Source organism: Deltaproteobacteria bacterium (assembly GCA_016180845.1).
Classification (GTDB): Bacteria; UBA10199; UBA10199; order JACPAL01; family JACPAL01; genus JACPAK01.
The window spans coordinates 1-19483 of the sequence record JACPAK010000010.1 but is presented as its reverse complement, the minus strand read 5'-3'; the positions used below and the strand labels follow the sequence as shown (position 1 = coordinate 19483).

The 19483-nt window shown below is 49.3% G+C and carries 16 protein-coding genes, 1 tRNA gene, 1 rRNA gene and 1 other RNA gene; 14 read left to right on the top strand and 5 right to left on the bottom strand.

All coding sequences use genetic code 11. From position 1 onward, the window contains the following. The first annotated feature begins 1 nt into the window (after position 1). Together HYT76_10275 and HYT76_10270 are read left to right on the top strand one after the other, a co-directional pair. On the top strand, positions 2-1081 hold the full coding sequence (locus HYT76_10275) for a hypothetical protein (GenBank protein MBI2083931.1): 1080 nt from the start codon (positions 2-4) through the stop codon (positions 1079-1081). Between the two features lie 99 nt (positions 1082-1180). Continuing rightward, entirely contained in the window at positions 1181-2788 is a 1608-nt protein-coding gene (locus HYT76_10270; protein MBI2083930.1) for a UPF0489 family protein, read from the top strand. Here HYT76_10270 and HYT76_10265 read toward each other — a convergent pair. Further along, positions 2785-3834 (bottom strand): permease, encoded by a 1050-nt coding sequence (locus tag HYT76_10265; GenBank protein MBI2083929.1) that lies wholly within the window; start codon positions 3832-3834, stop codon positions 2785-2787. The genes HYT76_10270 and HYT76_10265 overlap by 4 nt on opposite strands. A 107-nt stretch (positions 3835-3941) precedes the next feature. Here HYT76_10265 and HYT76_10260 point away from each other — a divergent pair, with 107 nt between their 5' ends. Further along, positions 3942-7199 carry a S8/S53 family peptidase gene (locus HYT76_10260; protein MBI2083928.1) on the top strand — a complete coding sequence of 1086 codons (3258 nt, stop codon included), beginning with the start codon at positions 3942-3944 and terminating at the stop codon, positions 7197-7199. Positions 7200-7235: 36 nt separating this feature from the next. On the opposite strand, the gene HYT76_10255 is transcribed toward HYT76_10260, so the two are convergent. From HYT76_10255 to HYT76_10245, 3 genes are read right to left on the bottom strand one after another with little or no spacing between them, the layout of a single operon-like run. Continuing rightward, positions 7236-7604, bottom strand: coding sequence for a type II toxin-antitoxin system VapC family toxin (locus tag HYT76_10255; protein MBI2083927.1), 369 nt, complete (start codon positions 7602-7604; stop codon positions 7236-7238). Continuing rightward, complete coding sequence (locus HYT76_10250) at positions 7601-7819, bottom strand: AbrB/MazE/SpoVT family DNA-binding domain-containing protein (protein MBI2083926.1); 219 nt, start codon at positions 7817-7819, stop codon at positions 7601-7603. Before HYT76_10250 ends, HYT76_10255 begins: the two co-directional genes overlap by 4 nt. A 60-nt stretch (positions 7820-7879) precedes the next feature. Then, positions 7880-8434, bottom strand: coding sequence for a thioredoxin family protein (locus HYT76_10245; GenBank protein MBI2083925.1), 555 nt, complete (start codon positions 8432-8434; stop codon positions 7880-7882). Between the two features lie 17 nt (positions 8435-8451). Here HYT76_10245 and HYT76_10240 point away from each other — a divergent pair. Further along, positions 8452-8535, top strand: a tRNA-Leu gene (locus HYT76_10240). Positions 8536-8554: 19 nt separating this feature from the next. On the opposite strand, the gene HYT76_10235 is transcribed toward HYT76_10240, so the two are convergent. Then, entirely contained in the window at positions 8555-8767 is a 213-nt protein-coding gene (locus tag HYT76_10235; GenBank protein MBI2083924.1) for a hypothetical protein, read from the bottom strand. Positions 8768-8842: 75 nt separating this feature from the next. On the opposite strand from HYT76_10235, the gene rnr reads away from it, so the two are divergent. From rnr to HYT76_10185, 10 genes are all read left to right on the top strand, one after another. After that, positions 8843-10405, top strand: a complete 1563-nt coding sequence (gene rnr / locus HYT76_10230; GenBank protein ID MBI2083923.1) for a ribonuclease R — start codon at positions 8843-8845, stop codon at positions 10403-10405. 105 nt (positions 10406-10510) lie between these two features. Then, positions 10511-10700: non-coding RNA, 6S RNA (gene ssrS / locus HYT76_10225), on the top strand. Positions 10701-10929: 229 nt separating this feature from the next. Further along, positions 10930-11481 (top strand): 5-formyltetrahydrofolate cyclo-ligase, encoded by a 552-nt coding sequence (locus HYT76_10220; protein MBI2083922.1) that lies wholly within the window; start codon positions 10930-10932, stop codon positions 11479-11481. After that, positions 11478-13040 carry a ribonuclease Y gene (gene rny / locus HYT76_10215; protein ID MBI2083921.1) on the top strand — a complete coding sequence of 521 codons (1563 nt, stop codon included), beginning with the start codon at positions 11478-11480 and terminating at the stop codon, positions 13038-13040. The genes HYT76_10220 and rny overlap by 4 nt, the downstream gene beginning before the upstream one ends. 2 nt (positions 13041-13042) lie before the next feature. Next, positions 13043-13831, top strand: coding sequence for a TIGR00282 family metallophosphoesterase (locus HYT76_10210; protein ID MBI2083920.1), 789 nt, complete (start codon positions 13043-13045; stop codon positions 13829-13831). A gap of 43 nt (positions 13832-13874) precedes the next feature. Then, on the top strand, positions 13875-14105 hold the full coding sequence (locus HYT76_10205) for a hypothetical protein (protein MBI2083919.1): 231 nt from the start codon (positions 13875-13877) through the stop codon (positions 14103-14105). Beyond that, positions 14098-14706, top strand: coding sequence for a nucleotidyltransferase (locus HYT76_10200; protein MBI2083918.1), 609 nt, complete (start codon positions 14098-14100; stop codon positions 14704-14706). Before HYT76_10205 ends, HYT76_10200 begins: the two co-directional genes overlap by 8 nt. A gap of 79 nt (positions 14707-14785) precedes the next feature. Next, positions 14786-17128, top strand: coding sequence for a hypothetical protein (locus HYT76_10195; protein ID MBI2083917.1), 2343 nt, complete (start codon positions 14786-14788; stop codon positions 17126-17128). Between the two features lie 87 nt (positions 17129-17215). Next, on the top strand, positions 17216-18415 hold the full coding sequence (locus HYT76_10190) for a tyrosine--tRNA ligase (protein ID MBI2083916.1): 1200 nt from the start codon (positions 17216-17218) through the stop codon (positions 18413-18415). Positions 18416-18686: 271 nt separating this feature from the next. After that, positions 18687-19483: ribosomal RNA gene (locus HYT76_10185) — 16S ribosomal RNA — on the top strand; the annotation flags it as partial.

Genomic DNA, 19483 nt, shown 5'->3' with positions numbered 1-19483 from the left:
GATGGAACATCTCAGGAACATATTAGGTCAATGGTGCCGCAAGTGCCTCTGCACTCTATTGATCTTTTTTTATGGCTGCCTCGATTCCAACCCGGCGACCCCGCCAGCCCCACCGGCCGAATTGCCGGCGGCGCTGACCTTTCCTCAGGATGTCGGTATCAATGTGGATAAAGTCAGCTCATCTGCCAGCCCTTCATTGGCATTGGTCGGATCGGGTGGAAGGTTTTCTCAACCGATTGCCGAAGGTCCTCATATGGCTTCGCTGATTAATGATATCTTGAAACATAATTTATCACTTCTGAGCGGTCTGGAGATCCCCGTATCGAGTACCACAGTGAACTTCTCCTCAACGAACGAGATAGAACGTCCGGAGGAGTTTGGTGGAGGGAAGGTGACCGCAACAATCAAGATCGATTTTGCTGATTATGATCTGGATGGGGATGGAGAGAAGGAAGGCTGCTCCGGGCATACCGCGAAGACGCCGATCTGTTTCAGACTCTGGTGGAATGACGAACGGTTTATGGCCGGTCTCTTCGAGGATTTCCCGACCGAGGAAAATGCTGGAAGAGGGCGGTTTCGCATTTCACAGAGTGGAGACAAGGATCAGGTTGTGGGGCAGGATCTACTGATGATGGCGATCTATGACCACTCCGATGCTGAGGACAAGGTCTCGGATCTCTATGGAATCGGTTCGACGACAGGTTCTGGAGAGGATCTCCCGTCAAACTTTGAGGGACATATTAGCTTGGCGCAATCAGGTCCCGATGAGACTGCCAAAAAGACGATTCGGATGAGCAGTAAATTTTCAGGTTCGGGCACACAGTACCCGGAATTTCATTATATCGGCTCCTGGAAGGAGGATCAGGATTTTTGGTCCGGGACAATTTTACAGACAGCCGTTGAGGGATTAACCGCGGATAATTTTTCAAATGCCTGTGCCCAAATCTCTACCGCTAATGAGGTGGCCAGGTCATTCTGTCTTGATCTTGGGATCGATGTTGAGGGGCTCGAATTTGCCGATCTGCCTGTTCAAGATGATCTGGCACTGCCGGACGATTTTCCTGAAAGCCCAACGTTTTAGAGGGTTTTCCCATATCTAACTAATTAAAATTGTTAGTTTTTTAAAAAAGACAATACCACAAAACTCGAGGAGGCTAGCGATCCGATAATAAAGAGGACGATGGGTCTATTTGTTGATAAAGCCGATCCCGCTCCCGCTTCCGAACCGATCACTGTCCCGGTTGATCGGCCTTCGCTTCCGCCAGAATGTGAAACCTTGCCGCAAGATGGATTTGAAAGGGAATGCCTCTCAAACTCGCATGACCGCTCGACTCGAGTGGCACGTGAAAGTGCGGCGGGACTTTCAAACGTGACCCTCTTTCGTCGGGATCTTTCCCCAGCCTTTGCCCCCAGGCGATCGTTTCCAGTGCAGAGAGCCGATATCGCAATATTTGGGGATCACAATCGAGCCTACTACTATTGGCACAAGGCGTTTCAAGAAGGGGATGTGAAAAAAGGTGGCATCTTGATTCATTTTGATACCCACGATGACATGCAGGTGTCTGAGAATAATCTTCTTCCACCGACATCAGAGGAGATTGCTCAAGCAGGAACGCCCGAGCAGAGACTTGAAATTTTTGACCGCTATGCAGATGAATTAGAAATCCCAACCTTTATTGCACCGGCGGTCTATGAGGGATTGTTTAGCGAGATCTACTGGGTCTTGCCCGACTGGGCGCCGCGGGGATCCAAGATGGGAAACCATCTTTGGCTCAAAGACTCAGACAATCTTGTTCGAGAGTTCAAGATGCTCGAATCGATCAAAGACAGGTCTGTCCTGGAAGATCGAAGATTAAGAGAACTCGGGCGTTGGATCGCGATGCTGGGGCCGGAAAAAGATCTGACGGTCTATTATGGGAAGAAGAAAGGTCCCCCAGATTCGGTCTATTTTTCTCCTCTACCTCCAAGAAAGGGGGAGTGTGCTGGGGAGGTTCGGAAGATCATTGTTCATAAGGTCTACAAGGAAGATTTGCCTGATTTTTCCCGGGAAAAAAGAAGCGTTTTCGTCGATATGGATCAGGATTGGATCAATAACACAGGTCACGATACTGTAGGAGATCTGGATCCTCATTTAACGCTGGATCAGGCCCGTGAGGTGGCGCGAGGTTTTGTGAAAACGCTCAGGGAGAAAAATATTCGCCCGGGGGTGGTGACGATCGCCGCCTCGCCGGAATACACATATACGGATCAGGTTGATGATACGACGGTTGTCCTCGTCGAAGAACTTTTAAGGCAGAGAATTGTTACCCAACCGGAATTTATTGAGGGAAAACCGAGTTACTCCGGAAATATTTATTACTTGGCTCGGTCACTCAGGAAGTTCGTCGAAGGCAACCGGCAGAAGGATCCTCGTCTCGAACCAGGTCAGAAAAAGGCCTTAGTCGCCTCTTTTAATCATGAGACCGTGCAGATCGATCTCCGTTTTTTTGATGAGACAAGGCATGATTCGACACCCTCAGATATTTTTCTTGCACAAGATCGTGGAATATTTAATCGTGCGGTCCCTTCCCCGATGGGGCTTCATGACTTCATCAAGACCGTGGAGCGTCTGGATTATCGGGAATTTATACAACGGTGCGATGAATATGGTTTAACCAATCTGAGCGCGGTTGTTCGTCATTTGCAATGGATGCAGGCACAGGGAGATGCAACCAAGGATGAGATGGAATGGGCTTATAACCTCGTCCTGGGTGTGTTGGATCCGATCTTGGAAGTTCCGACTCGTTAATTGGAACCACTGAAAAACCGATTGAGAAGAAGTCCTATCAGGACAACCTGAGGTAGCGTGACAAACACCATCCAGACCGCTGTTCTCCAGCCGAGGTTTGTCCAGACGAGACCGACCTCGGTGTAGTCGGTGACAAAACCACCCATCAGAAAGGCAAACGTATTTCCCAACGACCCTGTCTGTCGGTAAATTTCAAACGCGAGCGGGGCGCTTCCTTCGGAGCAAATTTCAATCACTGTTGCTGCCGCGAGAGTCAGCAGAAGGCCGGTCAGATTTGGTCCAAGGTAGGTCTGGAAAAAATGAGAGGGGACAAAGGCCCCGATCAGTCCGGCAATAACGATTCCCAACAAGATCCACCAGAGGATCATGTCGGCGAGTGACCAGGCACCGTGGAGAATGGCGGTTATATCGGAGAGGGGGGGAGATACACGATCAGCCCATCGCTTTTTTATATCTGCCAGAATCGAAAATTTCGTGTTGACCTCCAGCGTATTTTTATTCCTCTCAATCCAACCCAATCGATCAAGTCCTTGAAAGATCAGACCGGTCGAGATCGCCACGAAAAGTGCGGCAGCGATAATCAGGAACCCCTTGATCTTAAAGAGACTGACGAGCAAGAGGGTGACTGGAAGATTGGCCCAGGGACTTCCGAGCAAGAAACTGATCACGGCGGGTCCCGATGCCCCTTTTTTATGGAGCTCCATTCCGATCGCCAAGATTCCATGACTACAGGCGCTCATGATGAGCCCCAAGAAAGTGGAATAAAAGATGGTCCTTTTTGAACGACGGGCGAGAATTTTAGAGATATATTCGGAAGGGACATAGTGTTCAATGACACCGGCCAGCAAAAATCCGAGCAGGAGCGCCCACCAGATCATCCGCATATAATGGAGGAAGGATTCCTGGAACGGTTTGAGGAGAGGGAAGAAGAATCCCGCTATATAAAGGAGGGAGGCAAGTGACGAGACGATCAGGAGTTTGTTTTTATACCAGAGTTTTTTGGCCGGTTCGTGACAGCAGGGTTCGTGGGAAGTTTTTTTTCTCATCTTGATAAAATTATCATTATGATAAGGAACATAAATCGTCAATTAGCGAATATCATTGAATTTTATTTCGTGCACGATTGGCACCGGACTTGCGTGCTCTGTTGGTAATGGTGATATCCCGATTTCATTGGCTATTCCTGGTTCCACTCTTGGTCCTCTCAGGCCTTGAGTGGTCGTGGGGCGGACCGACCTCGCCACCGACATGCCACAGAGGAGTTTGCATTTCAATTCAGAAGAATCAAGATCTTCAACAGGCCTACCCGAGCCTCGCGCAACTAAAATCAGGAGTTGGTGTCATGGTGACTCCCGAAGGCGGTATCTCAAAGTTTCTCTCGAACCAGGTGATTTTCAAGCCGAAGAGCCGGCGAGACTTGAGGAAATTTCTTCAGGAGACGAAAGGAAAGATCCTCCATACAGGAAGGCTTGCCCCACCACCGCCTGGGGTTTCCAAAAAGAAGATCCGAAAGGTCAAAACTGAGACCGGTTACTACCTGATCCAGGTTGATCTCACGATCACCGCCAGCCCCTCACGACTGGCGCAAAAGATCGGAGTTCAACCTAAGGCCAAAAGGGGGAATTACCGGTTCAATGAGGAGGGGGCGAGACTTATCAATACGATGCTTGAGCGTCAGCAAAAAGGGGATCGGGTGGAACCGAATCTGCTCGGGGAGTTCATGAGCGAACCGGATATAATCAGTTTCTCTGAAGAGGAGTGGATGGATGATAGTGAGGGTTACGATGATTTTTTCATAAAAGTTCCTGTTGTTGAAGAAGGGGTACGTCTCCAAAAAGCTTGGCAGTATATTGATCTATTGAATCCGCCTGCCGCACAGGCGATCTCATCGAGAGGATTGTTTTTTGAGGATGCGGTCTGGGTCGCTTTCATTGATGATGGGTTCAAAGCGTCAGTCGATCTTCTCCCAACTCCATTGCAGCTCGACGGTGCCGAATCGACCTATGTTCCGGAGGCCAATTCTTGGGGAGGGTACGACGCTCCTGACTATGAGTGGGATTTTAATGTGATGGATGAACCGATAAATCTCAATCAATCCACGACCTCGACCTCAATTTTTTGTAGCGGAACGCCTACCTGTTGGCACGGTCTGGTGGTCCAGAGTACTGCCTCAGCCCTTTTAAACAATCAGAGTGGGATAGCAGGGACCGGCGGCCAGGTTATTTACCCGATGCTTTTCAAGAACCATGCTGCTTATGGAGAGGGCGAACGCCTTGTATCCTTATACCAGTCAGCCGCAATGGTGAGTCAGGCGGTCTATTGGGGGGCCGATATCATTAATATGTCGTTCGGTTATTGGGGTTTTGGCTACGACGTCTCGGATTGTCGAGATATAACACAGTGTTCCTATTTTCGTGATGCGGTCAGGGAGGCGATCGATGATAGCCAGGTGATAATTGTTGCAGCGGCTGGAAATCAGAACTGGAACTTGACTACTAATAGTCTCTACCCCTGTGAATTTCCCGGTGTGATCTGTGTCGGTTCCGGCAGAGAATCCCGCTGGATCATTCCCGATGGTCCTGATCCAGATACGAATCCTGATGGGGGTTCTAATTACAGTGCAAATGTCGCACTCTATGCACCTCCTCCTTTTTTCGGACTTTTCTCCAGGGAATGCCTCACAAATGCTCCCTGTGCTATAACGGTTGAAGAATTCGCCAGCTCCGCTGTAACGCCCGGTATGAACTCAGGTACCTCACTGGCATCCCCCTATGTCGCCGGGGTTATTGCCATGATGAAGGCACTCAAGCCGACACTGACGCCGCTTGAGGCGCTCGAGATTCTTCAAATCACCGCCTCACCCAGCCCAGATGAAACGATGCGAGCTCCCGACGCCAACCCAGCCTCAGCTGGAATCATGCCCCCCGGGTACATAAATCCCTACAGGGCGATTCAAGAGGTGATCAGGCGTGAAGGGATTACGCTTCCACCGGATGAAAACAACACCAGAGATGATGCCGTGGGGATTTCTATGAATGGAGGTGTTGAATCTGGGACCGATGGGCCAACTATTTTTCACCCTTTTGAGGTGGCCGGGTCGATAGTTCCTGGTGGGGATGAGGATTGGTATCGATTCTCCTCAAATGTTAACTACAGCTCATTGGAGATCAGACTCAGTGCTCGCAATGTTGCTGGAACAGTTGGGGATAGAGTCGTGGAGTTAAACGGCCCCTATTTCCTCCAGCATGCTGAGACGACGGTCGATCACCTGACTCCGATCATGATCAATCCTCTCCCGCCAAACGGGTTGGCGAATTATCTGAAGATTTATGGGGATGCCGACACCTTTGGCAATTACCGATTGACGCTCCAACAGCGCGATGTCGTCCTGCCTCCCGATCGCTATGACGATCAAAGCCCTTCCGGTGAGTTGCGAAATGAGACCCAGGAGACCGCTACCTGGTTGAGGAGAATTGCCTTAGGAGGGGGCGGATCATCAAGCGAGCTTGGAGAGGTACAGGAGGTGGAACTGAGCTCACCCTTTGGAGTTGATCTGACGGGGTTTAATTTTGATAGAGGATCGGATAACGATTATTTTCAGTTGCAGCTTCCTGCCGAGAGGTGTCTGTCACCCGAAGAAATCAGGGAGTTTGAGTCTTCGGATACAATGGGTGGTACTGTTCAGTATGAATATCGCGCAGGTTACTTTGCGATCTCTCTTATCGGCAGCCCCCTCTCACATCATTATCCTGACAGTATCCATGTCGAACTTTTTGATGGAACCACTTGGTCGCCGATCCCTGCCAGTTCTTTAATAGGATCAGTGAGTGCTGGTCGGGGGCTTCGAATCGAATGTCCGCATTCGATCGTTTCTTCAGGTGTCATAGGAATCAGGATTCGGTCAAGTGATGACCAATTTGAACGCAGAAACTATTACAACCTAAATCTAAAGTATGTCCCTTGGTCGTTTCAGATAAGAGTTTCGAGAGATTTGCTCCCTTCCTTGGAACATCTCGTGGATGAGGCAACTCTCCTCGGTTTTTTAACCGATATCGACTTGGGAAAGATTGATTTGACAAAGCCTCGCCAGGGTTTTTTCCCGAAGAGCGGTCTCTGTCGATCAACCGCCTGTCCGGATGATCCCGATCCTGAATATTATCTCTTCGATATCGGACAGCAGGTGACTGATTTTATGGTTCAGATCTCCTCAAGCCCCGCCTGTCAGATGACCGTCCGACTCCTCGATAGCGGGAAGCGACTCATGAGAGAGGGAGAGAATTTTGATTCGGCCACTTCAGATCAGAAGGTCAGTCGACTGGGGAGTGTCAGCCTAAATCAGGGACGTTACCTTGTTGAGGTTGATGGTAAAACCCCATGCAACTATTCGCTCTCGATGGGGCTTCAGAAATGATTCGTTACACCCACTTAATCGAACACCCGATCGGGCTTACTGGATCACTGTGCATCCTGGTAAGTTCCTAAAATCGTTATCGAGGGTGATGATTTTGGCCTGTTGAGAGAGGGCTGTTGCGTAAACAATCGCATCGGCGGTTCCCAGCTTGTATTGATGGCTGAGTTCGGCCGCATTGAGGGCCAATTCCGCATCAAGAGGGCGGACATCCCCATGCTGCATTTGGTCAACATAGAAAAGGGCCTTTTCAGATCCGAGTTTGGCTGTGAGATGCCGGTAGACCTCGTAAAGGACGATCGTTGGAAGAACAAACTGTTCCTCTTTTTTAAGATACTGATCGATGGCAGAGGCGGAGGGTGATTCCAGAAAATAGGCGATCCAGGCAGAAGAATCTATCAAGATCATAAGGGACGATCCGACTTGTCTCTCAATCCTTCCAGTGTGATCCCTGTTCCCTTGAGTGTACCACGAAGCTTCCGGATGGGAACGCGTGGCACCAGATGGATAATGCCACCACGCTCATAAACGATCATCTTCTGCCCCGGCCGGAGCGAGACCCTCTCCCGAACCTCCTTGGGGATCACAACCTGGTATTTGGGAGAAACCGAGGTGTACGTCATAATGAGATAATGTATGACACACTATCGATCGATAGTCAAGGCGTAGCACGAGAGAGGTGATTAAACCCATTTAATCGAACAGCCGATCGGGTGGGATTCTGGATTGCGGACCGGTTTTCCTGCGACGAGATCGTCCAATGCATCTCGAAGGTACTGTCTGGTCACCTTTTTCGGATTTTCGTGATTGTCATCCACGCGTCCATGGAATCGGAGACGTCGCTCGGCATCAAAGGCGAAAAACTCCGGAGTGCAGGCAGCGTCATACGCCTTGGCGACCTTTTGTGATTCGTCTCGAAGGTAGGGAAAATTGTAATGTTTCTCCCGGGCCCGAATCTTCATATTTTCCAGATTGTCTTCAGGATATTCGTTTGCATCGTTTGCACAGATCGCGACGAATTGAACCCCTTTCTCTGCGTAATCTTTCTGCACGGCGATCATGCGGTCTTCATAGGCCTGCACATAAGGGCAGTGATTGCAGGAGAATATGACGACGAGGATTTTTTTGTCTTTAAATGAAGCGAGGGAGCAGGTTTTTCCATCGACGCCCGGAAGTGAAAAATCCGGCGCCTTATCTCCGAACTTGAGCTTTGGGGCGTTTTGTGTGATGAGAACCATCTCGTTTCTCCTCTCTTGCCCGGGTGGCGGAATTGGCAGACGCGCTAGCTTCAGGAGCTAGTGGCCGCAAGGTCGTGCAGGTTCAAGTCCTGTCCCGGGCACAAGTCCTGTCCCGGACTATTAATGTTTGTAACGGCCTCCTCCCCCTCCTTTATCCTCATCATCTTCAGTATCGCCAGGCTGTTCCGGTTCCCCCTCGTCCTCATCGATTTCTTCAAGACCTGAGTCGTCAAAAATATCTTTTCCGCAGTTGGGACAGACGGAGTCCCCTCCGGTGTAGGCTCCACAATGGGGACAATAATCATCCATCATATCGTCATCGCGCCCTGGCATGAAGGTACCTCCTTAATTTTCTTTTCTGGATCATCTTTGTTGTTTTACCTATCAAGGTATGGCATGAAAAAAGAGGTGAAATCAATATCTTTTGCTCAAGGTGTCGATCAGATTATTCAAGAATTTGAACTTTCGACCCACTACCCTCCGAAGGTCTTATCAGAGGCAGAGCTTCTCTCGGAGGATTCTTTGGGCCACGTGATTTCCGGTCGGGTTGATTTGAGAAAAGAGAAGGTGGTGACAATCGACGGGGAGACGGCGCGTGATTTCGATGATGCTGTTTCTGTCCAACAAAAGCCAAATGGTCATTTTATCCTGAAAGTTTCCATTGCGGATGTGAGTTACTATGTATCGGTTGGTTCCGCGTTGGATCATGAGGCGTATCGACGCGCGACAAGCGTTTATTTCCCTGATCGGGTATTGCCGATGTTTCCCGAAAGGCTCTCGAATGATCTTTGCAGTCTCGTGCCTCGAAGAGATCGACTTACTGTCACGGCAGAGATGGAATTTGATCCAAAAGGGAAGAAGATTGCCTCCCGTTTTTATCGGAGTGTTATTCGAAGTTTTGCCCGTCTGACCTATACGGAGGTGCGAAAAGTCTTGCTTGACCGGGATCCAGCTCTTCGAAAAAGGCATGAGCCTCTCATTGCGGATCTGGAGCTCATGGCGGATCTGGCAGAGCGGATGCGACAACGACGGTTTGCCAGAGGAAGCCTGGATTTCGATCTCCCTGAACCGGAGATTGTCCTGGATCTGGAAGAGGGGGGGATTGATAAGATTGTTAAGGCCGAAAGAAACCTGGCCCACCGCTTGATCGAAGAATTCATGATCGCTGCGAACGAATCCGTCGCGAGTTTTCTTCGCGACAGAAAGGCGCCTGCAGTCTATCGAATTCATCCCTCACCGACGCCGGAAAAAATAAAGGACTTCGTGCTTCTTTTACATAACTTGGGCATCCCTTTTCGTAAGAAGAGGTCTTTTGAGCCGAGGGATTTTTCGCGTATTCTGGATTTTGTGAGAGGGGGAAAAGAAGAGAAGATTATCAATGGGATGTTGGTGAAGACGCTTGAGCGGGCTATTTATAATACAAAAAATGTCGGTCATTTCGGGTTGGCCTCTGAATGCTACACACATTTTACCTCTCCGATTCGCCGTTACCCTGACCTGATGGTGCATCGAGCCTTGTGCCAGTTGATGGGGGTTGTTAGGGGGAGAGCAGGATCTCCCCCTAACTTTAGCGAGCGTCCCCGCCGTTTCCAAGGCGGGGCGCAAGCGAATCGACTCGAAGAAGAGGCGCGGCATTGCTCGGAGAGGGAGAGGGTTGCGATGAAGGCGGAATGGGCGAGTCGTGATCTGGCCGCCGCGTTTTTTATGAAGGACAAGGAGGGGGAGAAGTTCCCCGCGATCATTAGTGGCATGACGAAGTTTGGATTTTTTGTCGAGATTTCTCCTTATTATGTTCAAGGGCTTGTTCCTTTGAGGAGCTTGAAGGATGACTATTATGTCTTGAGATCGACAGGGCATGAGATCGTGGGGCTTAGGAAAAAGAGGCGCTTTCGCTTGGGTGAGCCGATTACAGTGATTCTTGAGCGGGTAAATCTGGAGAAGAGGTGGATTGATTTTAGCCTAGCAAAGTAGGGGCCATTTTGGTCCAAACCCTTTGGTGTGCGATTTTTCCATGTAAACGTCTTGACACCCCAAGTGGTGAGTTTTATTCTTTCAACAGAAACTTGGATCTTTGACATTCCCCTCTCTGGCGCGTGAAGAGGTTGATGTCTTAAAAACCCGTACGATCTTTTTGGGGACTGTCCCTTGCTGTGGTGTGCAGGCCCATTGCTTCTAGAATGGGAAGTCTAAAGCAGTAATACGGTTCCCCCCTAGATGAACTAGGGTTTTTCTAAGTCTCAATCTCCACGGCCAAGATAGGGGATAAATGTTGCCCTGCTTCACTAAAGCAACGCAGGGCAAGATTTAAATCCTGTCTTATACTACTAAAGACAGGATCTATGGAGGCAGTGAGGAAAGAAAGGAATTTTAATTTTTAAGGGGTTGGGTTTACTTTTAAGTCAAGGAAGATGAAGATTTTTTCTGTTATCAACAAGAGCTTTTTCCAAGAACTCATGAGAGATCCATCTCCACCCTTGCTTTCTTGCTGTGAGTGATTGTTTTATTCAAAAACTGAAATCCGTCATAAAAATCTAAAGAAGAGGGCTTCGTTTGGAAATGTTTTTTATTCAAAATGGAGCCAGAAGATTTGCTCTCGTGCTTTGCCCTATTTTCAAAAGGCACGGTCTCTCGCGCTTTATTTCCCTTTAAAAGGTGAGGTTTGGCCTTGGGATATTTTCCTCGAGGCAAGACGGCAAGGCAAAAAGATCTTTTTTCCACGCGTTTCCGGAAACAAACTGTTTTTTGTTCCCTTTTCTGAAACGACTTCCTTTGAGATGAGTTCTTTGGGAGTTTTCCAACCAGAAGTGGGAACTTCCGCTCTTCAGGGGATTGATTGTGTCTTGGTGCCTGGGATTGCCTTTGATCATGATGGTTTTCGGGTTGGTTTTGGGAAGGGCTACTATGATCGTGCCTTAAAAAAATACATGGGGTTAAAAATCGGTCTTGCTTACGATCACCAGATTATTCCCCATCTCGAATCGAGGGGACATGATGTCCCCTGTGATTTTGTCGTGAGTGAGAAGCGAATCATGAGGAGGAGTCTATGAATAGTGCTATTGTTTTGGGTGCTGTGGTTCTTGTTTCTATTATTGGGACGGTTCTTTTCCTGAAGAGTCGGAGAAGGTCCGGAGTTCTTGATGACGGATCTCAGACGGGGAGAATTCGCAATCTGATTGCAGAGGCAGAGGTCAAGGCAAAAAGTATTCAGAAAGAGGCCGAGTCTTCTGCCAAGGAGCTGATTTTAAAAGGAAGGTTGGAGACTGAGGAGAATTATAAACTCAAGATGCAGGAGCTCCAGATTCAGGAGAGAGATTTGAGAGGTCTGGAAATAAGGCTGGAGCGGCGCCACTCGGATCTGGATAGGACAGAACAGGAGAGTCGGAGGCTGGAACAGAGCTTGGGGGAGAGAAAAAAAGTCCTAGAACAGAAGGAGCAGGAATATGGGACCTTGGTGGATCAAACCCGAAAGACCCTCGAAAAAGTTTCAGGCATTAGCTCGGAACAGGCAAAAAAAATGCTTATGGATGAATTTTTGTCTGAGGTTCGTCATGATGCGGCAAAAAAAGCGAAGCAGATAGAAGACGAAATCAAGGACTCTTCGGAACAAAAAGCAAAAAAAATAATCAGTTTGGCGGTCGAACGTTTGGCAGGGGAGTGGGTTCAAGAGTCTACCGTCAGCACTGTAAAATTGCCGAGCGATGATATGAAGGGGAGAATTATCGGTCGAGAGGGGAGGAATATTCGGACACTGGAAGCGCTGACCGGAGTTGATTTGATTATTGATGAGACACCGGGAGCGGTTGTCCTTTCTTCACACAATCCGGTTCGACGAGAGATTGCGAGGGTTGCCCTTGAACGTCTCCTGCAGGATGGGCGCATCCATCCCGCGAGGATTGAAGAGACGTTAACAAAGGTAACACAGGAAGTTGAAAAGGGAATTCGGGAAGCGGGCCAGGCGGCGTTGTTTGAACTGGATATCCATGGGGTTCATCCTGAAATCGTGAAACTTTTGGGGAGTCTCAAGTTCCGTTACAGTTATGCCCAAAATGTCTTGAGACATTCTATTGAGGTTGGTTTTCTCTGTGGGATGATGGGGGCAGAGCTTGGACTCAACCAGAAGATTGCACGCCGGGCAGGCCTTCTCCATGACATTGGCAAGGCACTCACCCACGAAATTGAGGGCTCTCATGCGGTCATCGGAGGTGAAGTTGCGAAAAAATATGGCGAACCTGCCGAGGTGGTTCATGGGATCTGGGCCCACCATGAGGATATTCCTCAGGAGTCTGTTCTGGATCATTTGGTGGAGGCGGCGGATGCCCTTTCAGGCGCCAGGCCAGGGGCCCGCATGGAACAAGCAGAGGCGTATGTAAAACGACTTGAAGATCTGGAACGGATTGCAACGTCATTTGACAATATCGAGAAGGCGTATGCGATTCAGGCAGGACGTGAGCTACGCGTCATGGTCCAACCTGGAAAGGTGAATGATGACATGGCGAATCTTATTTGTCGTGACATTGCGAAACAGATTGAAAAGGAACTGACTTATCCCGGCCAGATCAAGGTGACTGTGATTCGGGAAACACGAGCCGTTACTTACGCAAAATAAATATGAAAATCCTCTTTATTGGTGATGTTTTCGGAGAACCGGGAAGACAGGCAGTGAAGGAAAAGCTTCCTCTATTGCGTCAGCAACATGGAATCGATTTTGTTGTCGCTAATGTCGAAAATGCGGCCCACGGCAAGGGGGTCACTCCAAAAATGATCGAAGAGTTTCAGCAATGGGGAGTCAATGCCTGCACCGCCGGAAATCATATCTGGGATCAGAGGGAAATTGTTTCTTACATTGCTAATTCCAAGATACTGATGCGGCCTGCGAATTATCCAACGAAAGCACCCGGCGAGGGCTCTTTGATCTTTGAGGTTTATGCAGGGATTCGAGTCGTTGTGATCAGTTTGGAAGGACAGGTCTTGATGGGGAATGCGATCGGTTCGCCGTTTGAGGCGGTGGATCGAGAGTTAGAGAAATGGAAGGGGAGGGCCGAGATCTTTGTTGTGGATATGCACGCTGAGGCGACCAGCGAGAAGCGGGCAATGGGATGGTATCTGGATGGGCGTGTTGCTGCTGTTGTAGGGACGCATACACATGTCCCGACCGCTGATGAGGAGATTCTGCCAAATGGAACCGCTTACATCACAGATGTCGGGATGTCCGGTCCTTATCGCTCAGTGATCGGTCTTGATAAGGATGTGGCGATTCGAAAATTTACGACCCGTCTTCCGGAGAAATTTGTTGTCGGAACGGGCGATGCGCGACTTTCCGCCGTCCTGATTGACGTTGATGAACGAACCGGCAAGGCGAAAAAGATATTGAGGATTCAGGAAAGAGTTTCCCTATAAGGTGACCGTAGCTTTTCCCAAGTTAGTGTGGTAATGTAGGTTCATGAAAAGAAAAATGACTCCGAAGGAAGCAAAGGCCTTTTTAGCGCGATTTGAAGAGGTCAATCAGTTTGAGATTGATGAGATGAGAAGAACTCCATTACGGGAAAAATTGATTCAATGTGTCCGGATGATGGGTTTTGCCCTAAGGCTTGTTTCTCGAGAGGGTCGGGCAGATGAGACCTCTTTGGTGAGAGATCGGTGGCTGAAACTTCGGGAGAGAACGGTTGGTTAAAACTGAAGAGTGGTTAAAACCCTTTTGGGAGACATTGCGCGATCTTCTCTCGTTTTTTCGAAATGCTCGATTTCCCCATATGATCATTGGGGGAATAGCCGTATCGCTCGTCGGAAAGCCCAGGGCGACGCAGGACATCGACGGCCTTGTTCTCTTGAAGGGTGACCAGCAGGAAGAATTCTTCAAAAAAATCCTCAATTCTGATTTTTTACCTCGCCTCTCGGGTGCCTTTGAGTTTGCAAGACGGCGGCGCGTTTTGCTTCTGGAACATAAAGAGAGTCGGATCAAGATTGACATATCTTTTGCGGATCTTCCATTTCAGGAAGAAGCCTTGGAACGGAAGACAGATGTGAGCATTGACGATCTTAAAATTCCGACTCCTTCGCCCGAGGATCTCGTGATCATGAAAGCGGTCGCCCATCGGCCGCGAGACATTGCGGATATCGAGGGAATTCTACCCCTTAATCCCGACATGGATTTAAAAAGAGTCCAATACTGGGTGAGGGAATTTGCCAGGGTTTTGGAGATGCCGGAGATTTACAAGGATTTGGAAAAGCTGCTCAAGGCAAGGTCCAAAAGGGGAAGGCGAAAAAGATATTGAGAATTTATGAGAGAATTTCTTAGCCACTCACGAATATTCCACTTGTTTTGCTCACCCTCAAGCTATATCATTCAGCGTAGTGCCTCGGATTCTTTTAGCTCTGGCGATTACATTCCTGCTCCTCCTCCCCCAAGGGGTTTTCTCCAAAAATCACTTTAAGTTGGCTCGCTCAAAAAAGAAGCCCCCCTTGGCAACTACTTGGGAGAGCAATTTCCAAAAAAACGTCGTGGAACTTCAGTCGATCTTCGGATCGGAGATTTTTTCGATCATGCCCAAATTTGCCAAGCAAAGAGGAGTTCCTGACTTTTCATTGACGGAAGACAAGATCCTTCATGACTACTTCCGATATTTCCGTGAAGGGAACACGGTGAAGACCTTTGAAAAATTTTATCAATTCGTCGAGTGGTCCCGATACGTTGATAAAAATACCATTCGATTTCTTGATGCCGCTCTATCCCGGCAACTGGACTATTGTATCAAACAGAAACAAAATGAGTGCGTTCAGTCCCTGCTCAATCCGGCCCTTCACGTCGCCGACCTGTTGAGCTTCGAATCGATCCTGCAGGAAAGGGCCAAAAAACATAAGGCAGCCGTACTCAAGGCAGCAGCGAGCTGGCCGGGCGACAACGGTTTTTGGATCTATAATGTCTGGAGAAACACCCTTGAAAGGCATGATGAAAATACCATTCTGCTAAGTGGCCGGCGGACCACAGTCCGATCTATTTACCTGGCCACCCTTTCCCTGATCTATCCGGAGCGGATGAGGTTTGGCGATACCCCGAGTTCCGTCTGCGATCTTGCCCAGTCCATGGGGGGAACTTCAGCCTTTCTTTGCAATCCCGATATGGAAGAGATCTGTTTCAACCAGCGACAACCCCCCGTGGCGGGAACGGCACAAACGGAGCCTCCTCAACAAAATCAGCAGGACTCGTCAGCGAACCCGGAGCAGAGACTCAATACAGACACACTCTCGGGTCAGTTGGCCCAAGTGGATGAACAGACGGCGAGGCAGATGGGGTGTAGCGGAAGATTAGGGAAAGGTCTGATGAACAGCCTCTCCGCTTCAATTCCCAGTGCACGGTCCTGCTTCATGAGTGCGGCACGCCAGATGGCGAGCCAACAACCGGCGAGGGCCCTTGTCAATACGGTTGAGATATGCGTCCAGCAGGCGCGGGACCAACGATTGATCGATTCCCAGATCCCCGGCATTACCGATCCGGAATGTTCGTTGACCGATGGCTCATCCACTGAAGTAATTAGAGATGATCCTCTTCCGTGCAGACCGGTGGATAGCAGTGGCTGGGCGCATTGCACCGGGGATCGCCGAGAGTGTAGACGAGCTCATGGAAATGATATTAACAGCCGTGCCTGCGAGTCGCTAAGAGAAGATCATGTCAATCAGAGAATAAGTGACATTTGCCGGCCAGGTGATCTGACTTGTGCCGGTAGAGTCAGGGCTGCTCAAAACCGAGCCGCGAGAGAGGCGAGAATCAATCTTGTCAGCGCGAGAGAATCACCATGTCCTGGCGTTGGTGCTTGCAATGTTCGCGGGACCTCCAAAGATGGCAGAGATGATATTTATGTCAATGTTGATAATCTATCGAGTCCAAATACCACTTCAAATGACGCACAATTTTTTACTGGGTACGTTGTACACGAAGTTGATCATCGGGCTGACGAGATCCTTGGCCGCAAAGAAACAATGGGAACTCATGCAGATATTTACGCAGAACAATGCCGTATTTCGGGATTGAGTGGAGATGCAGATTGTAGGCCAGAAACTTATTTACGCAATTGTCATGAACACGGCCTGGACTGTGATCGGGCAGCTAGTCTCCATAATGATACTGCACCCGATGGCCCCGGTGCCGGCAGTGGTGAAAACTGTAGCGCCGCGGCCCAGCGCTTTGCCGATCTGGTCGGCTGTACTAGCGGTCCGGTTTTATCCAGACTTCATCCTCCGCCTTCCCCACCAAACCCGGTAGGGCCCCAAATTTATCCGAACGATGAGGGGGGTGGGGCCGTGGGAGACGTTTTGTATAAGTCCAGCCCCTTGATACAATGTATGAATTGGAACGGGGGGATTCCAAAGGATCAATTTCAACAGGCCGAGGAATTTTGCCGCGGAAATCGGGAAGACCCCCCCGACTTTTGCCTGAATGGCACTCCCCATCCGGCTTGTAACTGTGCCATTTATAGAGAATCGGCATCCGGCGCTGAGTCACCGATGCAACTTTACTGCAGCAGAGGGGGACGCGCCTGTCCCGATGATATTGAAGGGATACATGCCACCCCTTGTCCACCCCCTCAGGAACTGGTTTGCGGATTTCGGGAACCTCCATTGTGCCGTTGTAGCACACCAACTGTCCCTGGCGGCGGGGCAGGAGGAGATCCGGACACGCCTGAAACCCCTTCTTTATAGTGAAATTTCCAATCATTGACCCCATGACTCGATGGGAGTCTTGGCAAAATAGGTTGCGAAATATATGTGGTGGGTTAAATGCCGGGCATGACTCCACAAGAGGAGTTAAGTATCCTGAAACGCGGTATCGTCGAGATCATTTCCGAAGAAGAGCTTTTGGCCAAATTAAAAAAAGGCAAACCGCTTCGGGTCAAGGCGGGCTTTGATCCAACCTCGCCTGATCTTCATTTGGGACATACCGTTCTCTTGCAGAAGATGAAACAGTTTCAGGATCTGGGCCACGAAGTTATTTTTATCATCGGCGATTATACCGCGATGATCGGTGATCCATCGGGGAGGAATGAAACGCGTCCGCCACTTAGCACCGAACAAATCCGCCACAATGTAAAAACTTACGAAGATCAGGTTTTCAAAATTTTGGATCAAGCGAAGACGAAGGCTGTTTACAACTCTGAATGGTTGGGAAAAATGGTTGCGACCGACCTCATCCGTCTTGCCGCCAAAAAAACAGTTTCCAGAATGCTTGAACGGGATGATTTTGAGAAGAGATACAAAAGTGACCTGCCGATTAGTTTGCATGAATTTCTTTATCCCTTATTGCAAGGGCAAGATTCTGTTGAAGTGAAGGCTGATGTTGAATTGGGTGGAACGGACCAAAAGTTTAATCTTCTCGTGGGACGAGACCTCCAAAGAGACGCCAAACAAGAACCCCAAGTCGTGATGACACTTCCGCTCCTGGTCGGTACGGATGGTGTACAGAAAATGAGTAAGTCTTATGGAAATGCGATCGGGATTGCGGAGTCGCCGGAGGAAATGTTTGGGAAGATCATGTCCGTTTCCGATAATCTGATGTGGAATTACTACGAGTTGCTTTCTCAGAAGCCACTTTCAGAGATTCAAAAATTAAGAGAGGAGGTGCGGGCCGGAACATTTCATCCCAAGGAGGCCAAGAAGAATTTGGCCGTGGAAATTGTCGCTCGTTTTCATAATTCAAGTGTCGCCGAAAACGCTGCTCAGGAATTTGAGAAAATATTTTCAAAAAAAGAACTCCCCTCGAACATCTCACAAACTAAAATAGAAACAGGCGACTCACTCGTAAACATTTTGTCTCAGTGTGGTGGTTTCAAGAGCAAGAGCCATATCCGGCAACTCATCGGTCAGGGAGCGGTTCGCGTTAATAATCAAAAGGTGACCGACATCCATTATCGCCTTGAACTTCCCGGTGAATATCTGGTTCAGGCTGGCGCACGCTGGTTTAATAAGATCATTCTCAAGAACACTCCTTGACTTAAAAAAAAAACGCCGTAATATCGCTAGCTTGCTCGGGGGGTCTCTTGAAAAGCAAATAATGTGGCTATAAAGAGAGAACTATTTGACATTTCAGCATTTTTCTTGCTACACGATGACGCCTTTTTCTTCGCTCTTTGAAAACTAGATAGATAGACCAATTGGGACCCAGAAATTTTTTTGCAAACTCCAGCCTCTCAATCAAATCCTGAAGCGAACCTCAAAAAGGAACGCGTTGCCAGGAGGCGGTGAGGGGCAACAGTTAAAAATTTAACTGGAGAGTTTGATTCTGGCTCAGAACGAACGCTGGCGGCGTGCCTAACACATGCAAGTCGCACGAGATAGGCGTAGCAATACGCTGTGTAAAGTGGCGCACGGGTGAGTAACACGTGGGAAACCTGCCCTGAAGACCGGGACAACCTGCCGAAAGGCGGGCTAATACCAGATGAGACCACAAGATCGTTGGATTTAGAGGTTAAAGATGGCCTCTACATGTAAGCTATCACTTCAGGAGGGGCCCGCGGCCCATCAGCTAGTTGGTAGGGTAATGGCCTACCAAGGCTTTGACGGGTAGCTGGTCTCGGAGGAAGCACCGGCTAACTCCGTGCCAGCAGCCGCGGTAAAACGGAGGGTGCGAGCGTTGTTCGGAGTTACTGGGCGTAAAGCGCGTGCAGGTGGTTTTTTAAGTCTTGTGTGAAAGCCCTCGGCTTAACCGAGGAATTGCGCAGGAAACTGGAAGACTTTGAGTCCGGGAGGAGAGAGCGGAATTCTCAGTGTAGAGGTGAAATTCGTAGATATTGGGAAGAACACCGGTGGCGAAAGCGGCTCTCTAGAACGGTACTGACACTCATACGCGAGAGCGTGGGGAGCAAACAGGATTAGATACCCTGGTAGTCCACGCCGTAAACGATGGATGCTAGGTGTTCGGGGAGTTGACCCCCTGAGTGCCGTCGCTAACGCATTAAGCATCCCGCCTGGGGAGTACGGTCGCAAGACTAAAACTCAAAGGAATTGACGGGGGCCCGCACAAGCGGTGGAGCATGTGGTTCAATTCGACGCAACGCGAAG

Coding starts and splice junctions, on each gene's coding strand:
- HYT76_10190 (MBI2083916.1), top strand. CDS start 17,216: ATGACTCCACAAGAGGAGTTAAGTATCCTGAAACGCGGTATCGTCGAG.
- HYT76_10250 (MBI2083926.1), bottom strand. CDS start 7,819: ATGACGTACACCTCGGTTTCTCCCAAATACCAGGTTGTGATCCCCAAG.
- HYT76_10270 (MBI2083930.1), top strand. CDS start 1,181: ATGGGTCTATTTGTTGATAAAGCCGATCCCGCTCCCGCTTCCGAACCG.
- rny (MBI2083921.1), top strand. CDS start 11,478: ATGAATAGTGCTATTGTTTTGGGTGCTGTGGTTCTTGTTTCTATTATT.
- HYT76_10265 (MBI2083929.1), bottom strand. CDS start 3,834: ATGAGAAAAAAAACTTCCCACGAACCCTGCTGTCACGAACCGGCCAAA.
- HYT76_10245 (MBI2083925.1), bottom strand. CDS start 8,434: ATGGTTCTCATCACACAAAACGCCCCAAAGCTCAAGTTCGGAGATAAG.
- HYT76_10235 (MBI2083924.1), bottom strand. CDS start 8,767: ATGCCAGGGCGCGATGACGATATGATGGATGATTATTGTCCCCATTGT.
- HYT76_10205 (MBI2083919.1), top strand. CDS start 13,875: ATGAAAAGAAAAATGACTCCGAAGGAAGCAAAGGCCTTTTTAGCGCGA.
- HYT76_10255 (MBI2083927.1), bottom strand. CDS start 7,604: ATGATCTTGATAGATTCTTCTGCCTGGATCGCCTATTTTCTGGAATCA.
- HYT76_10275 (MBI2083931.1), top strand. CDS start 2: ATGGAACATCTCAGGAACATATTAGGTCAATGGTGCCGCAAGTGCCTC.
- HYT76_10260 (MBI2083928.1), top strand. CDS start 3,942: ATGGTGATATCCCGATTTCATTGGCTATTCCTGGTTCCACTCTTGGTC.
- HYT76_10210 (MBI2083920.1), top strand. CDS start 13,043: ATGAAAATCCTCTTTATTGGTGATGTTTTCGGAGAACCGGGAAGACAG.